This window comes from Planococcus massiliensis (assembly GCF_000821325.1).
GTDB classification, from domain to species: Bacteria; Bacillota; Bacilli; order Bacillales_A; family Planococcaceae; genus Planococcus; species Planococcus ruber.
This window is the reverse complement of record NZ_CCXS01000001.1, coordinates 125,784-143,806: the sequence shown is the minus strand read 5'-3', so window position 1 is coordinate 143,806 and position 18,023 is coordinate 125,784. Positions and strand designations below refer to the sequence as shown.

Annotated in this window: 17 protein-coding genes and 1 pseudogene; 3 read left to right on the top strand and 15 right to left on the bottom strand. The window is 45.3% G+C overall.

Annotated elements, in window-relative coordinates; all coding sequences use genetic code 11:
- Positions 1-161: 161 nt before the first annotated feature.
- The 3 genes from BN1080_RS00665 to BN1080_RS00650 form a co-directional block, all read right to left on the bottom strand.
- Positions 162-701 (bottom strand): PadR family transcriptional regulator, encoded by a 540-nt coding sequence (locus BN1080_RS00665; protein ID WP_052649602.1) that lies wholly within the window; start codon positions 699-701, stop codon positions 162-164.
- A 43-nt stretch (positions 702-744) separates the two neighbouring features.
- Complete coding sequence (locus tag BN1080_RS00660) at positions 745-1,932, bottom strand: YhgE/Pip domain-containing protein (RefSeq protein ID WP_052649601.1); 1,188 nt, start codon at positions 1,930-1,932, stop codon at positions 745-747.
- A gap of 450 nt (positions 1,933-2,382) precedes the next feature.
- Positions 2,383-3,387, bottom strand: a complete 1,005-nt coding sequence (locus tag BN1080_RS00650) for an S-layer homology domain-containing protein (RefSeq protein ID WP_052649599.1) — start codon at positions 3,385-3,387, stop codon at positions 2,383-2,385.
- A gap of 333 nt (positions 3,388-3,720) precedes the next feature.
- Here BN1080_RS00650 and BN1080_RS00645 point away from each other — a divergent pair, with 333 nt between their 5' ends.
- Positions 3,721-4,254 carry an ECF transporter S component gene (locus tag BN1080_RS00645; RefSeq protein WP_052649598.1) on the top strand — a complete coding sequence of 178 codons (534 nt, stop codon included), beginning with the start codon at positions 3,721-3,723 and terminating at the stop codon, positions 4,252-4,254.
- 49 nt (positions 4,255-4,303) lie between these two features.
- Here the strand turns inward: BN1080_RS00645 and BN1080_RS00640 are convergent, their stop codons facing one another.
- From BN1080_RS00640 to BN1080_RS00625, 4 genes are all read right to left on the bottom strand, one after another.
- Positions 4,304-4,942, bottom strand: a complete 639-nt coding sequence (locus BN1080_RS00640) for an O-methyltransferase (RefSeq protein ID WP_052649597.1) — start codon at positions 4,940-4,942, stop codon at positions 4,304-4,306.
- A gap of 103 nt (positions 4,943-5,045) precedes the next feature.
- Positions 5,046-6,560, bottom strand: a complete 1,515-nt coding sequence (locus BN1080_RS00635; RefSeq protein ID WP_052649596.1) for a malate:quinone oxidoreductase — start codon at positions 6,558-6,560, stop codon at positions 5,046-5,048.
- Positions 6,561-6,828: 268 nt separating this feature from the next.
- A complete protein-coding gene (locus tag BN1080_RS00630) occupies positions 6,829-8,394 on the bottom strand; it encodes a sensor domain-containing diguanylate cyclase (RefSeq protein ID WP_052649595.1) in 1,566 nt (521 codons plus the stop codon).
- Between the two features lie 247 nt (positions 8,395-8,641).
- Positions 8,642-9,139: an LURP-one-related/scramblase family protein gene (locus BN1080_RS00625; RefSeq protein ID WP_052649594.1), complete on the bottom strand. Its 498-nt coding sequence runs from the start codon at positions 9,137-9,139 to the stop codon at positions 8,642-8,644.
- A gap of 272 nt (positions 9,140-9,411) precedes the next feature.
- Here BN1080_RS00625 and BN1080_RS00620 point away from each other — a divergent pair, with 272 nt between their 5' ends.
- On the top strand, positions 9,412-10,326 hold the full coding sequence (locus tag BN1080_RS00620; RefSeq protein WP_052649593.1) for an EamA family transporter: 915 nt from the start codon (positions 9,412-9,414) through the stop codon (positions 10,324-10,326).
- 118 nt (positions 10,327-10,444) lie between these two features.
- A pseudogene (locus BN1080_RS00615) lies at positions 10,445-11,014 on the top strand (YdeI/OmpD-associated family protein).
- A 63-nt stretch (positions 11,015-11,077) separates the two neighbouring features.
- Here BN1080_RS00615 and BN1080_RS00610 read toward each other — a convergent pair.
- The 8 genes from BN1080_RS00610 to BN1080_RS00575 all read right to left on the bottom strand — a co-directional run bounded on the left by BN1080_RS00610 (position 11,078) and on the right by BN1080_RS00575 (position 17,986).
- Entirely contained in the window at positions 11,078-12,271 is a 1,194-nt protein-coding gene (locus tag BN1080_RS00610) for a DUF4317 domain-containing protein (protein ID WP_052654277.1), read from the bottom strand.
- Positions 12,272-12,408: 137 nt separating this feature from the next.
- Complete coding sequence (locus BN1080_RS00605) at positions 12,409-13,026, bottom strand: NAD(P)-dependent oxidoreductase (protein WP_052649592.1); 618 nt, start codon at positions 13,024-13,026, stop codon at positions 12,409-12,411.
- A gap of 131 nt (positions 13,027-13,157) precedes the next feature.
- A complete protein-coding gene (locus BN1080_RS00600) occupies positions 13,158-13,631 on the bottom strand; it encodes a GNAT family N-acetyltransferase (protein ID WP_052649591.1) in 474 nt (157 codons plus the stop codon).
- A 60-nt stretch (positions 13,632-13,691) separates the two neighbouring features.
- A complete protein-coding gene (locus BN1080_RS00595) occupies positions 13,692-14,498 on the bottom strand; it encodes a hypothetical protein (protein WP_052649590.1) in 807 nt (268 codons plus the stop codon).
- A 37-nt stretch (positions 14,499-14,535) separates the two neighbouring features.
- Positions 14,536-15,018, bottom strand: coding sequence for a nucleoside deaminase (locus BN1080_RS00590; RefSeq protein ID WP_052649589.1), 483 nt, complete (start codon positions 15,016-15,018; stop codon positions 14,536-14,538).
- A gap of 46 nt (positions 15,019-15,064) precedes the next feature.
- The gene (locus BN1080_RS00585; RefSeq protein ID WP_199876565.1) at positions 15,065-15,556 is read right to left on the bottom strand and encodes a GNAT family N-acetyltransferase; all 492 of its coding nucleotides are present in this window, start codon (positions 15,554-15,556) and stop codon (positions 15,065-15,067) included.
- Between the two features lie 36 nt (positions 15,557-15,592).
- The gene (gene arr / locus BN1080_RS17300; RefSeq protein ID WP_267882920.1) at positions 15,593-16,006 is read right to left on the bottom strand and encodes an NAD(+)--rifampin ADP-ribosyltransferase; all 414 of its coding nucleotides are present in this window, start codon (positions 16,004-16,006) and stop codon (positions 15,593-15,595) included.
- Between the two features lie 396 nt (positions 16,007-16,402).
- Positions 16,403-17,986, bottom strand: a complete 1,584-nt coding sequence (locus BN1080_RS00575; RefSeq protein WP_110925533.1) for a histidine kinase N-terminal 7TM domain-containing diguanylate cyclase — start codon at positions 17,984-17,986, stop codon at positions 16,403-16,405.
- Positions 17,987-18,023 lie beyond the last annotated feature (37 nt).

The following is an 18,023-nucleotide window of genomic DNA, read 5'->3' as shown; positions in this document are numbered from 1 at the left end:
TTACTTTCCTTCATTCCTTTCTTTATCGAAGTTAAACTTCAACCCTTTAAGGGTCCTATCTGCATCTATTTTTCACTCGTTCAATCCTTGTATTTTTAATCACAAAAAAGCTTCGGACAATGGACACTTTTACAGTGCCCAGCCCGAAGCTTTTTCAATCGCTAAATTTTTCCTTGCTTGATGCGTTCAATCGTTTCTTCGATCCAATGCGCGGTATGCTCCGCTTTGCTGTCAAAATAGTCGCTCATAAAATTGACAAAATTCATTCTGGATTCGTCCACGTCGATCATTTCCCGGAACGCGGCCATGTGATTCCAGCGTTCTTTATGTTTTTGCAGTTTTTCTTCTAAAATCAAAACGACTTTATCCCGATCCACATAATCCAAAGTGGCCAAACCGATAATCATTTCACTTACGGCTTTTGACTTTTCAAATAAGCTATAGATTTTCTTTGGCAATTCTTTCCGGCCTTTTTCAGTGATTGCAAAGACTTGTTTATCCGGACGGTGCTCTTCTCTAATCACTTCAACCACTTCAATCAAGCCTTGTTTCGTGAGGGCTTCAAAGTGATAGTAAAGTTTACTTTCCGTTAAACCCGCAAATTCATCAAATGGAATCGGTTCAGAAAGCTGGCGCTTTAATTCGTATGGGTAATTATTGCCTTCGATCAGTTTGCTCAATATATAAATTTGGATTGCCATCTTTTAGACTCCTTTGGCAAGAACTGACTTCATTGTAGCAAACTTATGCTGTGATTTCAGCAGCATTCGTGAGTTTTGCTTCTTGTGCTTCCGGCGCTTCAATCGGAACCGGTTTATGAAGGAAGGCGACGATCAAAATATTGATCAGCAATGCTGCTCCTCCAATAGCAGCCATCATCCATTGATTAGGGGCTGCACTGACGCTGCCGTATAAAGTGGCAAAATAAGCTTGGACGGAATAATACATCGGTGAAATATAACTCATCCATTCGTAAGGCAAATACATCATTTCGCGAGGCATCGTTGCCCCGTTCGCAAGCGTTTGGATCAGCAGAATCGGCAAGTTTAGCACCATGCCGCCTTCGCCTACCAAGAAAATCAAAATGGCCGTGAAGTTAAAGCAGACCATATAGTTCAAGATTTGCTGCGCAGTCAGCCCCAGCAATAACTCAGTGCCATAGCCGTTGACGAAATAGGAAATCGCCACGCCCAGAACCGAAGACACCACAGCAATCAGCAAGGCAGTCAATTGAAGATAGATGAACAAACGTATTTTGCTTGCTTTGCCGCGGCTCGCTCTAAAGGCTGACACCAACTGCATTGCTCCGATCATGGCTCCGGTATATCCAGCCATCGTCAAGAACATCGGCAGCATATTGTTATTCATGCCCGCCGGCACTTCATTGATCGTCACCATATTTCCGGTATAAGACGTTTCAATCATTTGAGCCATTTCAGCGGCTTGTTCTTCCGGTATATTCAAGTTCATCAATACACCTTGGGCCGTTTGTGTAGAGAACTGTGTGCTCAATTGAGCATTGATTTGGTTCACGATGGAAGTCATCGTGGAAGATACGACAGTTGAACTTGCTCCGTTCGTCGTAAAGTCGATGCTCGATGCTGCTTCACCGTTTTGCATATCCGCAGAAAACGTTTCCGGAATGTGGATGATTAAAGCTAAATCATTCTTTTCCAATTGCTTCATCGCTTGTTTATTAGATAGATCCGTTTCAATTTTTTCAAATGGCAATTTTTCCGATAATTGCTCGGAAATCATCTTGCCGTACTCTCCTGCATCGTCATTTACCATGGCGATCGGCATTTGGTCGACATTATTCGGAATGGCTGAATAACCTGGAATGAAAATTCCCAGCATGGCAATCGCATAGAAAATCCCCATAAAAATAGCGGCAATGGCTCCTTTGTTCTTCAAAAACTGTGTAAACTTCATCAATTGTTTCCTTCTTCCCCTTGTGATTTCACTTTTTAAATAGTACTTTGAACAAAGTACTATTTTTAAACTATTTAACATCTTACTCTCTTCTTTTCTGAAATTCAACAAGTTCATCCGATTTTTTATGGTTAAGAAACTATATATGAATAAATTCAAAAGGAAAAATTTGGTTCCAGTCATTACTTTTAAAATGTTTCATGTGAAACATTTTAAATCGGGAAGAACTTTATATGTAACTTATCAAAACTTCTTCATAGAAAGAGAGACAGGAATTTTCTTAGGCAGTCAGCCAAAAGTTGCCCAGAAACAAAAAAGAAGAGCCTCGATTTTTTTCGAGACCCTTCCCTTTAAGATTAAATAAAAAAGGCCTGCAGAAGTTAAGTACTACTTAACGGCTGCCGGCCATTTTCTTTAAGAGGAAAAATTATTCGTGATCATTTCTGTTCTTCACTCTGGGAAGAAATTGAATGTATAAGTAATGCCACGGAATTCATCGTTGTATGGAAGGTTAAATGTAATGTCTACCGTATTTTTGCTTGCCAATGATACCATAATGGCTTGTTTTGCATTTTGTGCACCAGCTGCAACATTGCCATTGCCATCAGAAATTTCATACGAAGCGTTATTGACTAGAACGGTTTCAATTCCTTGGTCAGCCAACGATTGGAAGAATCCTGTACCTGATTCAGGTGCTGGAAGATCTCCAGATCCTTCGATGTTGAATGTATTCACGCGGGATTCATCCACTACCACATCGTAGCCGTATTCTGCTCCAAGGGAAGCAAATCCGTTCATGGCATCACGGAAATCTTCGCTCAACTCTTCAACTTCAAGCATTTCTGCTCTGTAAATGAAGATAGCGAAATCTCCGCGTTTAATGGAATTGTCCGGAGCGAATTTTGTAGCCGAAACGCCTTGCGTGATGCCATTTGCCATCAAGCCCGCTACTGCTTGGCTATAACGGCTGTTTACATCCGTGAATGTCATGTTCGACACATCGCCTTTAAAGTTATAAGCGTTGGCATTGCTCATCATCAACGCGACTTCTCCACGAGTGATCGTGTCGTTAAAGCCAAACGTTTTTGATGTTTTTCCTTTAATGATTCCCGCTGCTTTCAATGAATTGATCGCAAGGGTACCACGCGTTGGCACATCGTTGAATCCGGATGCCGGAGCTTTCGGATCCTTCAAGTTCAATGCCTGAGCCAAAATGATGGCTGCATCGCCGCGTTTGATCGTTTCGTTGACGCCAAATGAAGTCTTAGTCAATCCATTTGATAGGTTGTTTGTCACCAAATACGTAATTGGCATAGCATAACGCTCGGAAACATCAGTGAAAGCTGCAGTTTTTACTTCGTCAGCTGCAACCGCCGGTACTACTGCAGTGGCCACTAAAGCTGCCGAAGCTCCTGCTACTGCAAAATACTTGAATTTTTTCGAATCGATTCTCATCCACTAATTCCTCCTCTTAAATGGGTGCATTCTCGCCTTTATTTCCCAACCATTAAAACATTTTAGTAATATTTGTAATAAAGGCCTTCTCCTATTTATACCAATGCCCCATCGATATTAATAGAATAGAAATACCCAATTTTGAAAATTCGTACTAATTATCTATTGACGTTTATAGGAAATAAAAATTAGTTTTTTCAGTTTCTTTATAACTGACCCCTATATTTTCTTCTAAATTGATACTTTTCACTAGGTCACCCCTTTGATAATGTATGGTAACAGTCCATTACAGCCGATCAATGGACTGAAACAACTAGATAAGGATGGATTCTTATGCAAAAAACGACTACTTACCCGAATACACGCACTTTCGATTTGATTTTGACTTCCATGGCCATTGCTCTTGTATTTGTAGCTACTCTTTTGTTGAATATCCGTCTTCCGATTGCGGCCAATGGCGGATTGGTCCACTTAGGAACCGCTATGCTGTTCATCATTTCCACTCTTTTCGGCCCTAAAAAAGGCGCAATCGCAGGCGGTGTCGGTATGGGATTATTCGATTTGTTCTCCGGCTGGACGCTTTGGGCTCCCTTCAGCCTTGTGACACGCGGCCTCCAAGGTTACATTGTCGGCAAAATTTCCTGGGCAAACGGGCGGAATGGCGGAAGCATCGGCTTTAATATTCTGGCGGCTCTTGTCTCACTTCCGTTTATGCTGGCCGGCTATTATATTTGCGAAGCGGTTCTATTCAGCAGCTGGATCATTCCGATGGCTTCGATTCCCGGCAACCTTGTTCAAAATATTGTCGGCCTTGCGGTGGCGATTCCAGTTGTTGCAGCCTTAAAGAAAACCCCATTTTTTAAATAACTGCTAAAAAAGAGGATGCAAAATAGCTGCATCCCCTTTTTCATTTCAATCAATTGATGACTCTAGAAACGGTTATTCCATCTCCAACCGGAATTAACAAAGATTCCAGGCGCGGATGATTGGCAACCAGCTCATTGTATTTTTTCATGACTTCGGTATACCGTTTGGGTTCGGCCTGCCCATCAGCGACACTCCCCCCTGCCAATACATTATCTGAAAGAATCAACGCCCCTGGTTCTGCGAGCTGCAGACAAGCCTTCAGGTAATTTTCGTAGTTTTCTTTATCGGCATCAATGAAGAAAAAATCGTAGCTTTGCTTGTCAGCAATCAGTTTTTCCAGACTTTCCAGTGCCGGGCCTGTCATGTAGCTGCTTTGTTCTCCGTAACCCGCTTTTGCCAGATTGTGCCGAGCCAGTTCGGCATAACGCGCTTCCAGTTCCAAGGAAGTTAGCTTTCCTTCGCTGCCGAATCCGCGCGCCAGGCAAATGCCGCTGTATCCTCCAAGCGCCCCTATTTCCAGGACATTCTTCGCTCCTGAAATCGCCACCAGCATGGTCAGCAATTTTCCCGAAGACGGCGAAACGGAGATGGATGGCATGCCATTTTCTTCGATGGAAGCCACAACTTCCTCCAATAAAGCATCTTGGGTATGAAATACGGCATCAATATAGGCGTTCGTCTTTTTCATTACACAATTCCCCTTTCCATTAATGGATGCTGCCTCTATTATAACTTCCCGATCAAAAAAAGAACCATTCTTCCCGCAGCCGGGAGGAATGGTTCTTTTGGAATTACTTCGTCAACACTGCTGCTTTTGTTTCTTTTTCTTCAACTAAGCCCAATATTTTGGCTGTTGAAGTGTGGACTTCTTTTAGAAGTTCCGGATGTTCGTTTAATGATTTGCCGTAAGACGGCACCATTTCTTTGATCTTCGGCTCCCATTCTTTAATTTGGTCCGGGAAGCATTTCGCAAAGATTTCAAGCATGGCGTGAACCGCTGTCGATGCCCCTGGAGAAGCTCCCAGCAATGCTGCGATCGAACCGTCAGCCGCTGTTACGATTTCCGTACCGAACTGAAGCGTCCCTTTGCCTTTGTCGGTATCTTTGATCACTTGAACGCGCTGGCCTGCGACCACGACATCCCAGTCTTCCAGTTTTGCCGTCGGGATGAACTCACGCAATTCTTCGATGCGCTGTTCGTTTGAAAGCATCAATTGCTGGACAAGGTACTTCGTCAACGAAAGCTCTTTTGCACCCGCTGCAAGCATGGTGAAAACGTTATTCGGTTTAACAGATCCAATTAGGTCCATATTTGAACCGGTTTTCAGGAATTTCGGCGAGAAGCCGGCAAATGGACCGAACAGCAATGACTTTTTGTTGTCGATAAAGCGTGTGTCCAGATGCGGAACCGACATCGGAGGAGCTCCGACTTTGGCTTTTCCGTATACTTTTGCATGGTGCTGTTCAACGATTTCCGGTTTGTTGCAGACAAGGAACAAGCCGCTTACCGGGAATCCGCCGATGTGCTTGGATTCCGGAATGCCTGTTTTCTGCAGCAATGGAAGGCTTCCGCCTCCGCCTCCGATGAATACGAAGCTTGCTGTATGATACTCGATTTTGTCGCTTTCAAGATCATGCACTTTCACTTCCCATTTGCCTTCGCTGTTGCGTTTGATGTCTTTTACGCTATGTTTGTAGTTGATGTCGACATTTTGCTCTTTCAAATGTTCAAAGAGCATTTTTGTCAACGCACCGAAGTTTACATCTGTCCCCGTATCGATTTTTGTGGCTGCCAACGGCTCAGTTGAAGTCCGGCCTTCCATGATAAGTGGAATCCACTTTTTCAACGTCTCCGCATCTTCTGCGTACTCCATCCCTTTGAAAAGCGGAATATCAGCCAATGCTTTGAAGCGGTTGTTTAAGAATTTTACGTTGTCTTCCCCTTCTACTAAACTCATATGAGGAATCGATTTAATGAAATCTTCCGGGTTGCTGATCCGGCCATTTTTCACCAGGTAGGACCAGAATTGCCGGGACAGCTGGAACTGTTCATTGATTTTAATTGCTTTGTTGATATCAATGGATCCGTCAGAGTTCTCAGGTGTGTAGTTCAGCTCGCACAATGCGGCGTGGCCTGTACCTGCGTTATTCCATTCGTTGGAGCTTTCAGCCCCTGCGTTTGGAAGCTTCTCAAACACTTGGATCTCCATCTCAGGTGCTACTTCTTTCAGCATTGACCCTAAAGTTGCACTCATGACTCCAGCACCGATTAAAATAACGTCTGTTTTCTTCTGTAGGTTGCCCATTATAACCTTCCTTTTCTAACCGATTATTGCAGAAAACTTGGGGCATCGCTTTCTTGGTGACTAGCGCCGCCAAAGCAACTGCCGATTTCTGCTTTACTATTAACTATATCATACTGGTTCGTAGTTATTTACAATTCAAAACATTACTATTATAAGACATTTCAAGAGAAAAGTCCGTCCAAAAGGCTTCAAATTGCATAAAAATAAAGCCTTTTCCTATTTTCTTTAGGAGAAGGCTTTTGAACTTTTATGGATCTCTGCCGTGCGCCTATACGAGCTGTTCGGCCGCATGGGTTTTGACCTGGTTGCGCCCTTCGTGTTTGGCTGCGTATAAAGCGAGATCCGCTTTGTTTAAGAGCTGATAGAGGGTTTCTCCTTGCATCGCCGAAGCTTCAGCCACGCCGCTGCTGATGGTGACGGAAATCCGGTTCCCATCCACATGTAAAAAGCTGGTTTCCACTTGGCGGCGCAGCCGTTCTGCAACTACGGCCCCTTCCTCCATATTCATCCCGTCTAACGCCAATACAAACTCCTCGCCGCCGTAGCGCGCGAATAACATATTTTTTTTCAATTCCGCTCGGCAAATGTCGACCACATGTTTTAACAGCTGGTCGCCTACTTGATGCCCGTATTTGTCGTTTACTTGTTTAAAATGATCGATGTCAATCAGCATCACCGTGAAAGGAGCTTCCATTTGCTTCGCTTTCGCAAATTGCTGCTCACTTGTTTGGAAGAACGCCCGCCGGTTGAAAATTCCGGTCAGCTCATCGTAATAGGCTTGATGCTCAAGCTTTCGCTGCAAGCTCTTTACTTCCGTAATATCGGTGAAGATGATCAGCAAGCCTTTGTTTTCACTGCCATGCCGCAACGGAGAAATGCGGACTTGGTAAACGCGTTCCAAAAGTCCGTTCTTCAGCTCGATTTCCTGCAGCGACTCTGCGGCTTTTATTTCAAAAGGAAACGCTGTTTCTGATAAGCCTTTCCATACACTTTCAAAATGCATGCCGAACAGCGATGCGTTGAGCGAAGGAAACATCTTTTCAGCCGACTGGTTGAATTCGATGAGATTGAGTGATTCGTTCAGCACAAAAACGCCGTCGCTTATGCTATTGAATATGGCATCTTTGGCAATCGGCATAACCGCAAATAATTGCGAGCGGTTGATCACCCAGAGATAGAGAATGGAAGAAGCGCAAATGACCATCGGCACTGGGTCAATTCCTTCGGGCGTTAAGCCGATCAAATAAATAAATGCAGTGGACATTGGAATCAGCTGGCCGATTGATAAGGCAAAGATTTGTGGACGGTAAGCTTTCGCCGTTTCCCGCCAGCGGAAAATCACGAGCAAGAATGCGGCCAGCATACAGCCGAAGGTATAAATTCCGTGGATAAGGTACCAGAGACCGATTTCCTGATGAACGAAAGGGGCGCCTAGCGAAGGGTCAATTTCAAATACTTTGTAATGAAGATGATGAACATCATTGGTTGCTACCATCAAGACACTGATGGCAGGTATAGCAAGCATCGCTGCAATTCGTTTTTTCGTCAGCTTTATGCCCAAGTAATGCATGACGAACAGCAATCCTAAAGGCGCCGAAGCTGCCATGCCGATATAGAGCAAAATGTTCCAAAGCTTCAATTGCCCAATGGTGTCGGCGGTTAAACTAAAAGCGGAAGCGAAGCAATAGATGGTGATAGAAGCTGTATAGATCATAAAAAAATTAGCGATTTTCTTGTATTGCTGCCTTTTCGCAAAGACATATGCGCCTAAATATAAATTCAATACACCGGATGTGCAGATCAGCGTAATATAGGTCGTTAATTGAGAACTCATCCTATTCCCTTCTTCAAACTTTACATTTTTTCATATAATGTAGCACATGTTCACGTAAAAGTAGATAGAAAGTAGAAGGAAATCCCAAAAAAATTAGCACATTTTTCCTATAATGATGGATTCCGATTTTTTTCTCTAGCGTCCGAGCTCCCGTGCTCCTGCAAACCGGGTGAAGCAAGCGGACTTCGGATTTTTTAAGCCCACTGGCCTAGGGCAAACATTCTTTGCAGCTTTTCCTGCCACATCATTACCCCGCTCCTCCAGCAGCCGCAGCAGACTGGTCCGATTTGACGCAGTCAATGGCCACCACAATGGCAATCACCACTGTTTCCATTTCTTCATCCAGAATCTCTACTTTGTAGCTGTCTCCCCAAGTAAACCATTCCTTGCTGACCTGCCCCACCACTTCTCCGTGTTGCAGGATTTGAAAATTCATATCCCACCAATTGCCTTGAACCTGGATGCCTGTGCCTTCAATCCTATAGCGGGCTTTCAAGAAAGAAAACTCTTTTTGGATTGTCAGCCGTTCCTGCCCGTTCACTTCCACGAAAAACTTCGGCAGGAAGCTGAACGTCTTCTTCGTGATCAGCGCCACTTCCTCTCTTTCCGGGTTCATGAGGCTGAAGGTTTTAGGGATTTTCATAAAGCTGCCTTCCACATAATACACATCGTTTTCTGCTGAATCTTTTACCGTGAATTTGCCGCTCAGGCTGAAGACTTTCTGTTTGATGTAGAACTGTTTCATTGTTGGTCCCCCTCTTATCATCGTGTTTTCTGTGAATGTTCGTACCGTATTCAGGCAATGTGATTCTCCTCTTCTTTAATTCCATACAGCTTTTGAAAATGCCTGCAAGGCGAGAATAACAACCCCAGGAAGTGCGATTCGGAAAGTGTCCCGCTATTTGTCCAAACCATGTCGCCGTCCTCTATTTTTGGGCTCCAAGTGTACTGGAAAACCCTATCTGCCGCTTATCTATGCTAAGATAATCTAATTGTGCTCATGCAGGAGGTTATAGGATGAAATTCAATAAAGGAATTTTATTTATTTTATTAGGTGCTTCATTTTTTGGTTTTACCCCCATCTTTGCCAAAATCGGATTTAGCCATGGATATACGCTTGGCCAAATCAATATTGTTCAAATGATGGTTTCTTTCGTTTTGCTGTGGGGATTTACGCTGATCAAACGGGCCAGTTTCAAAGGGCTTCATGTGAAAAACATTCTTCAAATCATGGCGACCGGCTGTCTGATCGGTTTAACCAGCATTTTTTATTACGGATCGATGCAATATTTGCCGGCTTCGCTGGCTATCATTTTGATGTTCCAATTTGTGTGGGTCGGGATCATTTTGGAATGGATTTTCATGAAGATGAAACCAGCACGCATCACAGTATTATCTATCGTTCTGATTTTATTCGGCGTCTTCTTTGCTTCGAATGTTATCGGCGGTGAGATTCAGAGCCTGCCGATTAAGGGATTGATTCTCGGCATTCTTTCCGCCTTCACCTATGCCGGCTTCATTTTCTGCAGCGGCAAAGTCGCTGTAAAAGTCGATGCCTGGACCCGCAGTTCAATCATGGTTACCGGTTCAGCTATTTTGGTGCTTATTTTGTTCATGGGTGAAATTCCATCGGTTCTGCCGTTAGAGAGGGACTTGTTTGCTTCGGCAGCAGGCGTGTCGTTATTCGGAGCCGTGCTGCCTCCGCTGTTTTACGCGGCCGGCGCTCCGTTGGTTTCCGGAGGTGTAGCAAACATCCTGACTTCCGTTGAACTGCCCATCGCCATTCTGTCAGCGAGCCTCTTTTTGTCTGAATCCGTCGCTCTTTACCAGTGGTTCGGCATCGGCATTATACTGGGCGCGATTGCTTTAAACGAGCTCGGCCCGAACTGGATCCGGAAAAGGCGGCAAAATCGCGCGCCGTCTCGTGAATAAAACTTGAGACGCTGGTCCTTTTCGTTCTTGATTTAACGGGCTCAAATCGATTTAATAGGAAATATATAAGCCAATAGGAACTGAACAGGAATTTCTAAAGCGAAAGGATCTGTCCAAATTGGAGATGGAAAATCTACTCCCTGTTAAAACCCGGCAGGAACTGCGAACTTGGCTGGAAGAGCACGCAGCCACTGAAAAATGCTGCTGGGTGGTCGTCAGCGTCAAAGAGCGGCCGAATACGCTTCTCTATTTAGATGTGGTGGAGGAAGCCCTGTGATTCGGCTGGATTGACAGCACCAAAAAAAGGATCTCGGATACCGAAGTGGCCCAAAGGCTTTCGCCGCGCCAGAAAAAGAGCAACTTCACAGAGTTGAATAAAGAACGTGTCCGACGGCTTGAGAAACTGGGCTTAATGACAGACCAGGGCCGGAGCGCCTTGCCGGATATGCGTCCGGAAGCCTTTGTCATCGATCCGGAAATCCAAGCTCGCTTGAAAGAAGACACACAAGTCTGGCAGCATTTCCTCGACTTTCCGGATGCCTACAAACGAATTCGCATCGACACGATCCAAAGCGTTAAACGCGACCCTGAACTGTTCAATAAACGATTGGCGAAGTTCATCGAAAACACACGGGAAAATAAATTGTACGGCCAGTGGCATGACAATGGGCGTTTGATTGACAGCTAGAAAGAAAAAGGCCCCAAGCTTCTCGGATGAGAAGTTCGGGGTCTGTATTTTTGTAATTTTTCTCTATTCCAGCTGTTCTTCTTCCAGCAGCTTAAAGCCCTCGATCATCGTGTCTTCTTCCACTTCGATCAGGATGCAGCGTTTGCCGTTATAATTGACGCCTTTGACGTAGCGCAAGTCTTGCGGGCTGATTTTGATCTCCGCCACTTTTGTGTTGATCTTGATGGATTTCGATGCATAGCTTGGCACGACATGGCTTGCTTTCATTTCATAGTTTTTGTCTTCCACAACCTGCTGGAAAGCGCGCTCCACTTTTTCAGCGCTCACTTCTTTCACGCCGCTCGCCTTCAGTACCCGCGTCACTTCCACCGTATCCAAAACCGGGATCTCCACCTCTTCTTTCTCCGCTTCTTTTTCCACTTCGAGCATGAGGTTGATTTCATCGTAGAGGCCGGCTAAGGTCCGGGAATTCACTTCTTCGCCGATTACCGCTTTGACGATTTCCTCGAACACCGCTTTGTCTTCTTCCGCCGTGATGATTTCGTCGCCATTCAATACATTTTCGATAAACTGGAAATCGGGTTTATTCGCTTTGCTCGCCGAATAGACGATGTGGTTGACGTCTGCAGCATTATCCGTAAAGCCCGGGAACAGGAAACCGCCGACCGGTGAAGTCAATTTGATGACCGGATCGAGCAGGATGTTCGATTTGAATTCCTTTTTGGCAAAATCAAACACGAGCGAGCTTTTCGGCAATTCGGTCTGGTTCATGCTGCCGAGGATGAACGGCGTCGTGTACACTTCATCGCGCATGTTGATTTCCGTTTCATCCGCTTCGCGTTTCGTCGTCTTGAAATACGTCCCGCGGATAAATGTGATGACCATATCCTTTTCAAACGGCTTTTCTTCAATCATTTTCAGGGCAATGCGCTGCATGTTCTCTTGCCATTCCGCGGCATCTTCCGTCTCAAGCCCTTCATACAATAAGCGCTGCGTATGGTCCGCCTGCCCTTCTTCCTGCGGCAAAAATTTCACTTCAAACAGCTTGGCATCGAGCTTCCCGCCCAATACTTTTTTAAAACTGGCGAGAAACAGCTCTTGCTGCTCCCGGTCAAGCAGCGAAAACGACCGGCTGTCTTCGTGGAAAATTTCCGTCGCTTCCCCTTGGATGTAGACATTGTATATCTCCGCGATTTTTAAGAGGTCCGTATCGAGCTTAAATCGTTTGCGGATATCGGCTATATCTTTATTATTCATTTTCAATTCCAACTCCCTGGTTCATAAAATCCGTATGGTGCAAAAAAAAAGAGCAGCCAAAGCGAAATTCCGGCTTTTGGCGCTCTTTTAGTATACCAATAGTTTGGGTAAATGAATGGCTTCACCTTTTCAGCCTTTTAAGTGGCGATCCCAAACGATGTGTTTTCATAGCTTGGGTCTTTCAGGGCTTTTAAGAGGAAGTGCGCCACATCCGCACGCGGGATGGTTCTGGATTTTTCCGGAACGCCTTCTTTTGCTTCGCGGTAGACGCCTGTAAAATCGCCGTTGGTCAACCCCATTGGACGGGCAATCGTATAGACTAATCCATGCGATTCAATCCAGTCTACAGCCGCCCGGTGGTCGATAAGCGCGTTCTTCAGCATGCCCATCATCAGCTTGCCGTTCATACCCGGAAGCTCATTGTTGATGCCGGCTGAAGCCGTATAGACGATCCGTTTTACGCCGTGCTCTTGCATCCCTGCGACAATGTGCTTCGTCATTTCTTCCAGTTCCGATGATTTCTTCATGCCTTGGCTCGAACCGAGGCAAGACACCACGGCGTCATGTCCGGCAATGGCTGCAGACACTTCTGCCGGTTTAAAGGCATCCCCTTGGACTACCGTCAAGTTTTCATGAGACGTTTTCAATTTTTCCGGAGTCCGGACAAATGCCGTCACTTCCAGTCCGCTTTCCACTGCTTGTTTGACAACCGCTTGCCCGACTCCGCCGGTTGCGCCGAAAACGATGATTTTCATTACAGGTCCCTCCCTTTTCTCGTGTAGTTTATAGCGCCAAATAGCCTGCTCTTATGAATCTTTTGCTCACTCCCATTATACATGCATCTGCCATTTCGATTTTGAAATAAGCGGAGCGGGGCTGCCTCCCCTTATCTGCCTGATTCAAGTTCAACTTCATAACGCCACATTTGTTCATTTTCCTCACGCTTTTTATAACGATACCCACATCGTGGAATGAGTTTTTCCCAATACTTCACTGCAGCATCATTTCGTTTCAATACATGCAAGGTACAGATGCCTGTATGTTTGTTCCAAAACTCTGTGCAGATTCTTTCGCTTATTCCCTTCCCCCTGCTTGTTTGCACCAAAAAAATTTCATCGATAGAACATTCCTTTTCAGAAGAGGAAAATACGGCCATGCCAATCGGCCTCCCGTCTTCTATTATGCAAAACGCCTCCTGGCTTACACCCGTCAGCAATTGGCTTACAGCTTCTGATAAATAATTCCCCTCCCTATCGATTTGTGTTCCGATCCAAGGGTTATGCGCCGAAAGTTCATGGGCATAAAGATTAAACATTTGAATAAAGGCATGTTTCATTTCCGCAGCTTTTGTAAATTCCATAGACTTCTCCTTCAGAACCATTCTTTATCTTACACTTTCAAATTCTTTTATTCCGTCCAGCTAATAATGCAAAACCAGTGCTTCAATCACAATGAACAGCCAGATGCAAAACGAAGCGCCGCAAATAATCAGTTCAAAAAAATGAATGAACAAGACTTTCATCCCGTTTTGCTTGGCTTTGCGAATTCCAAACAGGTCGCCGTTGTTTATGATGTAGATAAAGCCGCTGACGATTAATAGGCTGGAGAGGGAAAAGGCGAAATTCGGCAAATCCGTGGCGTAGCGCGGATCGCCGCTAACTTCCATATAGAAAGGAATGCCAAATTCCTTGCTCAACACAAAACTTCCCACGATCAAGGTAAATAAAATCAGGGAAAGGCTGAACGGATGCCGCCGGTAGTCAATGACATCCAGAAATTTTTTCGTTTTTCCCTTAAAATTCAAATCGTCCGGCCCTTCCACTCGATCGCCTTGCATGACAAAAAGAAAACCGGCCGCTACCATGCCAATGAAAAAATACAGGAAGAACAAGTCGAACACAAGCGACCAACTGGAGAAAGCAGCGAGCACCAGCGTTACGAGTGCGATGCCGATGAATCCGTTCTCCAGCCGTTTCCTATGCCGCTCCCACTGATTGATTACGTCCCGGTTGTCTCTTCTGTCCGTGGGCGGAACTTCGTGGTAAGGGGAAAGGATATTTAAGATGTAGGCGCATACAATCAGGAGCCAGCCGACTCCAAACATTATGGAGAGGGATTTCGGATAAAGGGAAAGAGTATCGTAATGTTTCAGCACCCAATTTCCGCTTAAGGCCACGATTACAGTGCCGATTAGCACGATATAGGAAGAAAAAGTTTTCATGTTCACCCGTAAAAGACGCTCCTTTTGCTATGGATAGTTATTTTCATCCTTTTGCCACGTGAAGCCGGCGGTGAAGTTCACGGACCTGCTCTGCCAGTTCGGGAACCGGCCCTTCCACTTGGGCGTCTCTGATCACTTCTTCAATGGCCAGATTGTAGACAGGCCCCTGCTCCACCCCAAAATCGCGGAGCCAAGTGGCCAATTGCTTCGAAGAACTCGCATAGATGATCTTCCCTAACCCAACCATCCCATGAGCCGCTGAACACATCGGGCAATGCTCCCCCGATGTATAAACAATTGCCTTCCTTCTGTCGTCAGGCGCCATATGGCTGGCAGCCCACCTTGCAATCGCAAACTCCGGATGCTGCGTGTAGTCGCCGCCTGCCACATGATTGTGGTCTTCAAACAGCACTTCCCCCTCAGCTGACACCAATACCGAACCGAATGGCTCGTCCCCTTTTTCTAACGCGGTTTCTGCAAGTTCCACACACCGCCGCAGATGTTTTAAATCCGTTTCAGTTAGCATGTTTGCATCTTCTCCCGTCTCATTCGTTCTATCTAATGACTTTCGGTTAACTGCCGAAGGCTTTAGAGTCTTGGCAATAAACCACTTCCACCTCGTTCGCTTCCACTTTTGAAAACCCCAATTTCTCGAGTAAGCGAATGGAAGCGATATTTTCCGGCGCGGCCCCGGCCCGAATGCTGTAATCACCTTGCTGCCGGATCCAATCAATCAGCGCACGGACAATTTCAGTTGCATATCCCTGTCTTTTGAAGGCCGGGCTCACCGTATAGCCGATCCAGAACGTGTCTGCTTCTTTTTTGAGGTAGACATCTCCAATCAGCTGCTGGTCGGCTTTTCGGATAATCGCAAACTGCGCCCCGCTTTCCATAGACGAGTCTGCCAATAGCGCTTCTTCATATTCTTTCTTTGTACGGCCTTTGAAATATTGATATTTCATCCATTCGGAATTGTTGCGATAGGACATGAAATCATCCAGATCATCCGCATGAAATGGACGGACAAAGCATCTTTCTGAGTTGAACAACGGTGCTGTCTCCACTTTTCGAACCTCCTCGCCGCATTAACTGACAACCGCTCAGTTGATAATCTCCCCTGATTTCTTCGCAGAACCTTCCCGCATCCTTTGCAGTTGAGCGGCGGGCAATGCTGTCCATTCCGTCTCTTCTCCAATGATTCGCAGCGGTTCTTTCGAGCGGTACGAACGCGTTAAGTTTCCAGGGAATTTTTTGTCCGTTACATTGGGGTCATTTTCAAATTCGCCTGTCGGTTCCACTCGGTAAACGCGCTCTTTTCCGTCCCCTGCCGCAAGTGCCGCTGCAAGGCCAGCTCCGTCAGCATTCGCTGCGAAATAAATATGGTTCATCTTCAGCCCGTCTATATAATTGGAATTGCCGCCCGGCGTCAATAAATCACCGACTGCCAAATCCGCTTTCGTTCCGTGATAAAACGGGCCCGTATCTGTTGGCGGCCCTTCAAATGATTTGGCCAATTCTTCCTGTCTTTTTGCGCTTTCCAGATCACCCAACTCCCTCTGGCATTCGGCAATGGTTCGGTATAGCGTGGAATACGCGCTTTTGACGTTCCCATCGTTGATTGCCTGTGCACATTGCAAGGATTTTTCCGTCCACTCCAATTTTTCGGCAGGGTTCTGTTGGACACGGCCGAAGTGGTAAGCTGCGATAAACCGTTCAAAGTCATCAGTGGCTTCCTTCCAGGCTTGCATAAAAATTTCGGCGGCTGCTTCTTTGTTGCCGCTGTCTTCCTGAGCCATTCCCTTCATGCAAAGCTGCACGACGGCGTTCGCCGGACTGAATTTTGTCTCCATAGAAGTTCCCTCCAAATAAAATATGAGTTCATACGAGCCGATTCCGGAAACTGGATGTTTTTATACATAGAATGCTTTTGTCTTCTTTTTATCCTTATACATGCGCGTATCGCACGTATGGTAGAGATGCTCATAATCATTGCCGTCTTCTTCCACAAAAGCTGCGCCAATACTCGGGACCACTTCAATTTCGATTCCGTCTTGCCTGAATAAGTTCTCTTGAAAAGCGGAGCGCACCTCATGGATTTGCTTCATAAATGTTTCTTTGGATGCTATATGCTCAAAAAACATGATGAATTCATCGCCCCCTAAACGGGCAAGGATGCTGGGCTCCGGCAATTGTTCACGCCAGCAATTGGCTGTAAACATCAGCACATGATCTCCTGTCAGGTGGCCATATACATCATTGATTTCTTTAAAAAAGTTTAAATCACATAGCACCATTGCGGCATTTGCTTTGCCGGGCTGAGCCAGTTTTCGTTTTACTTCCTCTTCAAAATAAGTGCGATTGTATAACCCTGTCAAAACATCATGGTGGGCCAAATATTCAAATTGCTTTGATTGTTCGAGCAGACTTTTCTCATACTTTATAGATTCCGTTATGTCATGAAGGATAAACATTTTGCCTATCGGCTGATGATTGCTTCCCTCCACATATGAAAAGTGAACCGTATAATACTTATCCTTCAGTTGCATGGATTGGGCAGCTGCACTGGTTTTCGTTGAGCGCTCAATAAATTGGACGAGGGATGGGAATTGGGACAGCACTTCTGCAGCCGGGTGGCCAATCAACTTCTTGTCCGGCAATTGGGCTAACAATCTTTTGGCAGATTTATTATAGAGTTTTAGCTGATTGTCCGTATCAAAAATAACGACCGCATCGTTAATGGATTCAAAAACTTTTTTCATGGCCAGCGGAGAAAGCTTCAGCAAATTAAATCGGTTAATTCCCCATAAGTAAAACAAAGAAGAAATGACAAGCCCAAAAGGAGAAATATCGATTGGCACTTTGACCGCGCCAATGGAATGGATGAACGGCACACCAAATACAAATAATGAGCCGATCATCATCAAGGCTGCCTGCTTTTTCCTTTCTTTATTCGACTTCAAATACAAGTTAACCAGCAAACCGAGGCCGATTAAATGGTAGCTGTACATGCAGCCGATATGGATGTAAAACAACGGTCCCCTGTCGAGATCGATCAGCGGAAATCCGAGGGAATTGTCCAAGCCGGCACTCCTATAAAACAAATGGTGCCATTCGTTTGTAAAATGGGCACTTAATGTGTAAATCGGGCCAAGAAGCCACAATGCGAGCCATTTTTTCTTCAAAAATCGGCGATTTCCAGTGAATTGCAAGACCATCACGATCCAAACGAACGGAGCGAAAGCGATGCCAAAATATTGAATGTGGATCCAAAACATCATGTGCTCCACGGTCGTACTTAAAAGCTGAAAAGCGTAGCCAAAGGTATAGAAAAAAGCAGCCATGACACCTAAGCCATAACTAATGGAAATAGGGGTGGCTCTATTTTGCCATGCGTAATGGAGCAGCACCATGTAGCAAAAAGTGAAGAGAAATAAAATGGATGAAAGGATAAAATTAAGGCTGATAATGTGAATTCCCCCGATAATGTCTTTCAATAGCTTCTGCAGATGACTGGGAAAGGATGCAAATTGA

What these genes read in the sequence shown, in the direction of transcription:
- BN1080_RS00590 (WP_052649589.1), bottom strand. Translation starts at nt 15,018, where the DNA reads ATGCTAACTGAAACGGATTTAAAACATCTGCGGCGGTGTGTGGAACTT.
- BN1080_RS00625 (WP_052649594.1), bottom strand. Translation starts at nt 9,139, where the DNA reads ATGAAACAGTTCTACATCAAACAGAAAGTCTTCAGCCTGAGCGGCAAA.
- BN1080_RS00605 (WP_052649592.1), bottom strand. Translation starts at nt 13,026, where the DNA reads ATGAAAATCATCGTTTTCGGCGCAACCGGCGGAGTCGGGCAAGCGGTT.
- BN1080_RS00620 (WP_052649593.1), top strand. Translation starts at nt 9,412, where the DNA reads ATGAAATTCAATAAAGGAATTTTATTTATTTTATTAGGTGCTTCATTT.
- BN1080_RS00650 (WP_052649599.1), bottom strand. Translation starts at nt 3,387, where the DNA reads ATGAGAATCGATTCGAAAAAATTCAAGTATTTTGCAGTAGCAGGAGCT.
- BN1080_RS00660 (WP_052649601.1), bottom strand. Translation starts at nt 1,932, where the DNA reads ATGAAGTTTACACAGTTTTTGAAGAACAAAGGAGCCATTGCCGCTATT.
- BN1080_RS00635 (WP_052649596.1), bottom strand. Translation starts at nt 6,560, where the DNA reads ATGGGCAACCTACAGAAGAAAACAGACGTTATTTTAATCGGTGCTGGA.
- BN1080_RS00610 (WP_052654277.1), bottom strand. Translation starts at nt 12,271, where the DNA reads ATGAATAATAAAGATATAGCCGATATCCGCAAACGATTTAAGCTCGAT.
- BN1080_RS00645 (WP_052649598.1), top strand. Translation starts at nt 3,721, where the DNA reads ATGCAAAAAACGACTACTTACCCGAATACACGCACTTTCGATTTGATT.
- BN1080_RS00630 (WP_052649595.1), bottom strand. Translation starts at nt 8,394, where the DNA reads ATGAGTTCTCAATTAACGACCTATATTACGCTGATCTGCACATCCGGT.
- BN1080_RS00640 (WP_052649597.1), bottom strand. Translation starts at nt 4,942, where the DNA reads ATGAAAAAGACGAACGCCTATATTGATGCCGTATTTCATACCCAAGAT.
- BN1080_RS00665 (WP_052649602.1), bottom strand. Translation starts at nt 701, where the DNA reads ATGGCAATCCAAATTTATATATTGAGCAAACTGATCGAAGGCAATAAT.
- BN1080_RS00600 (WP_052649591.1), bottom strand. Translation starts at nt 13,631, where the DNA reads ATGGAATTTACAAAAGCTGCGGAAATGAAACATGCCTTTATTCAAATG.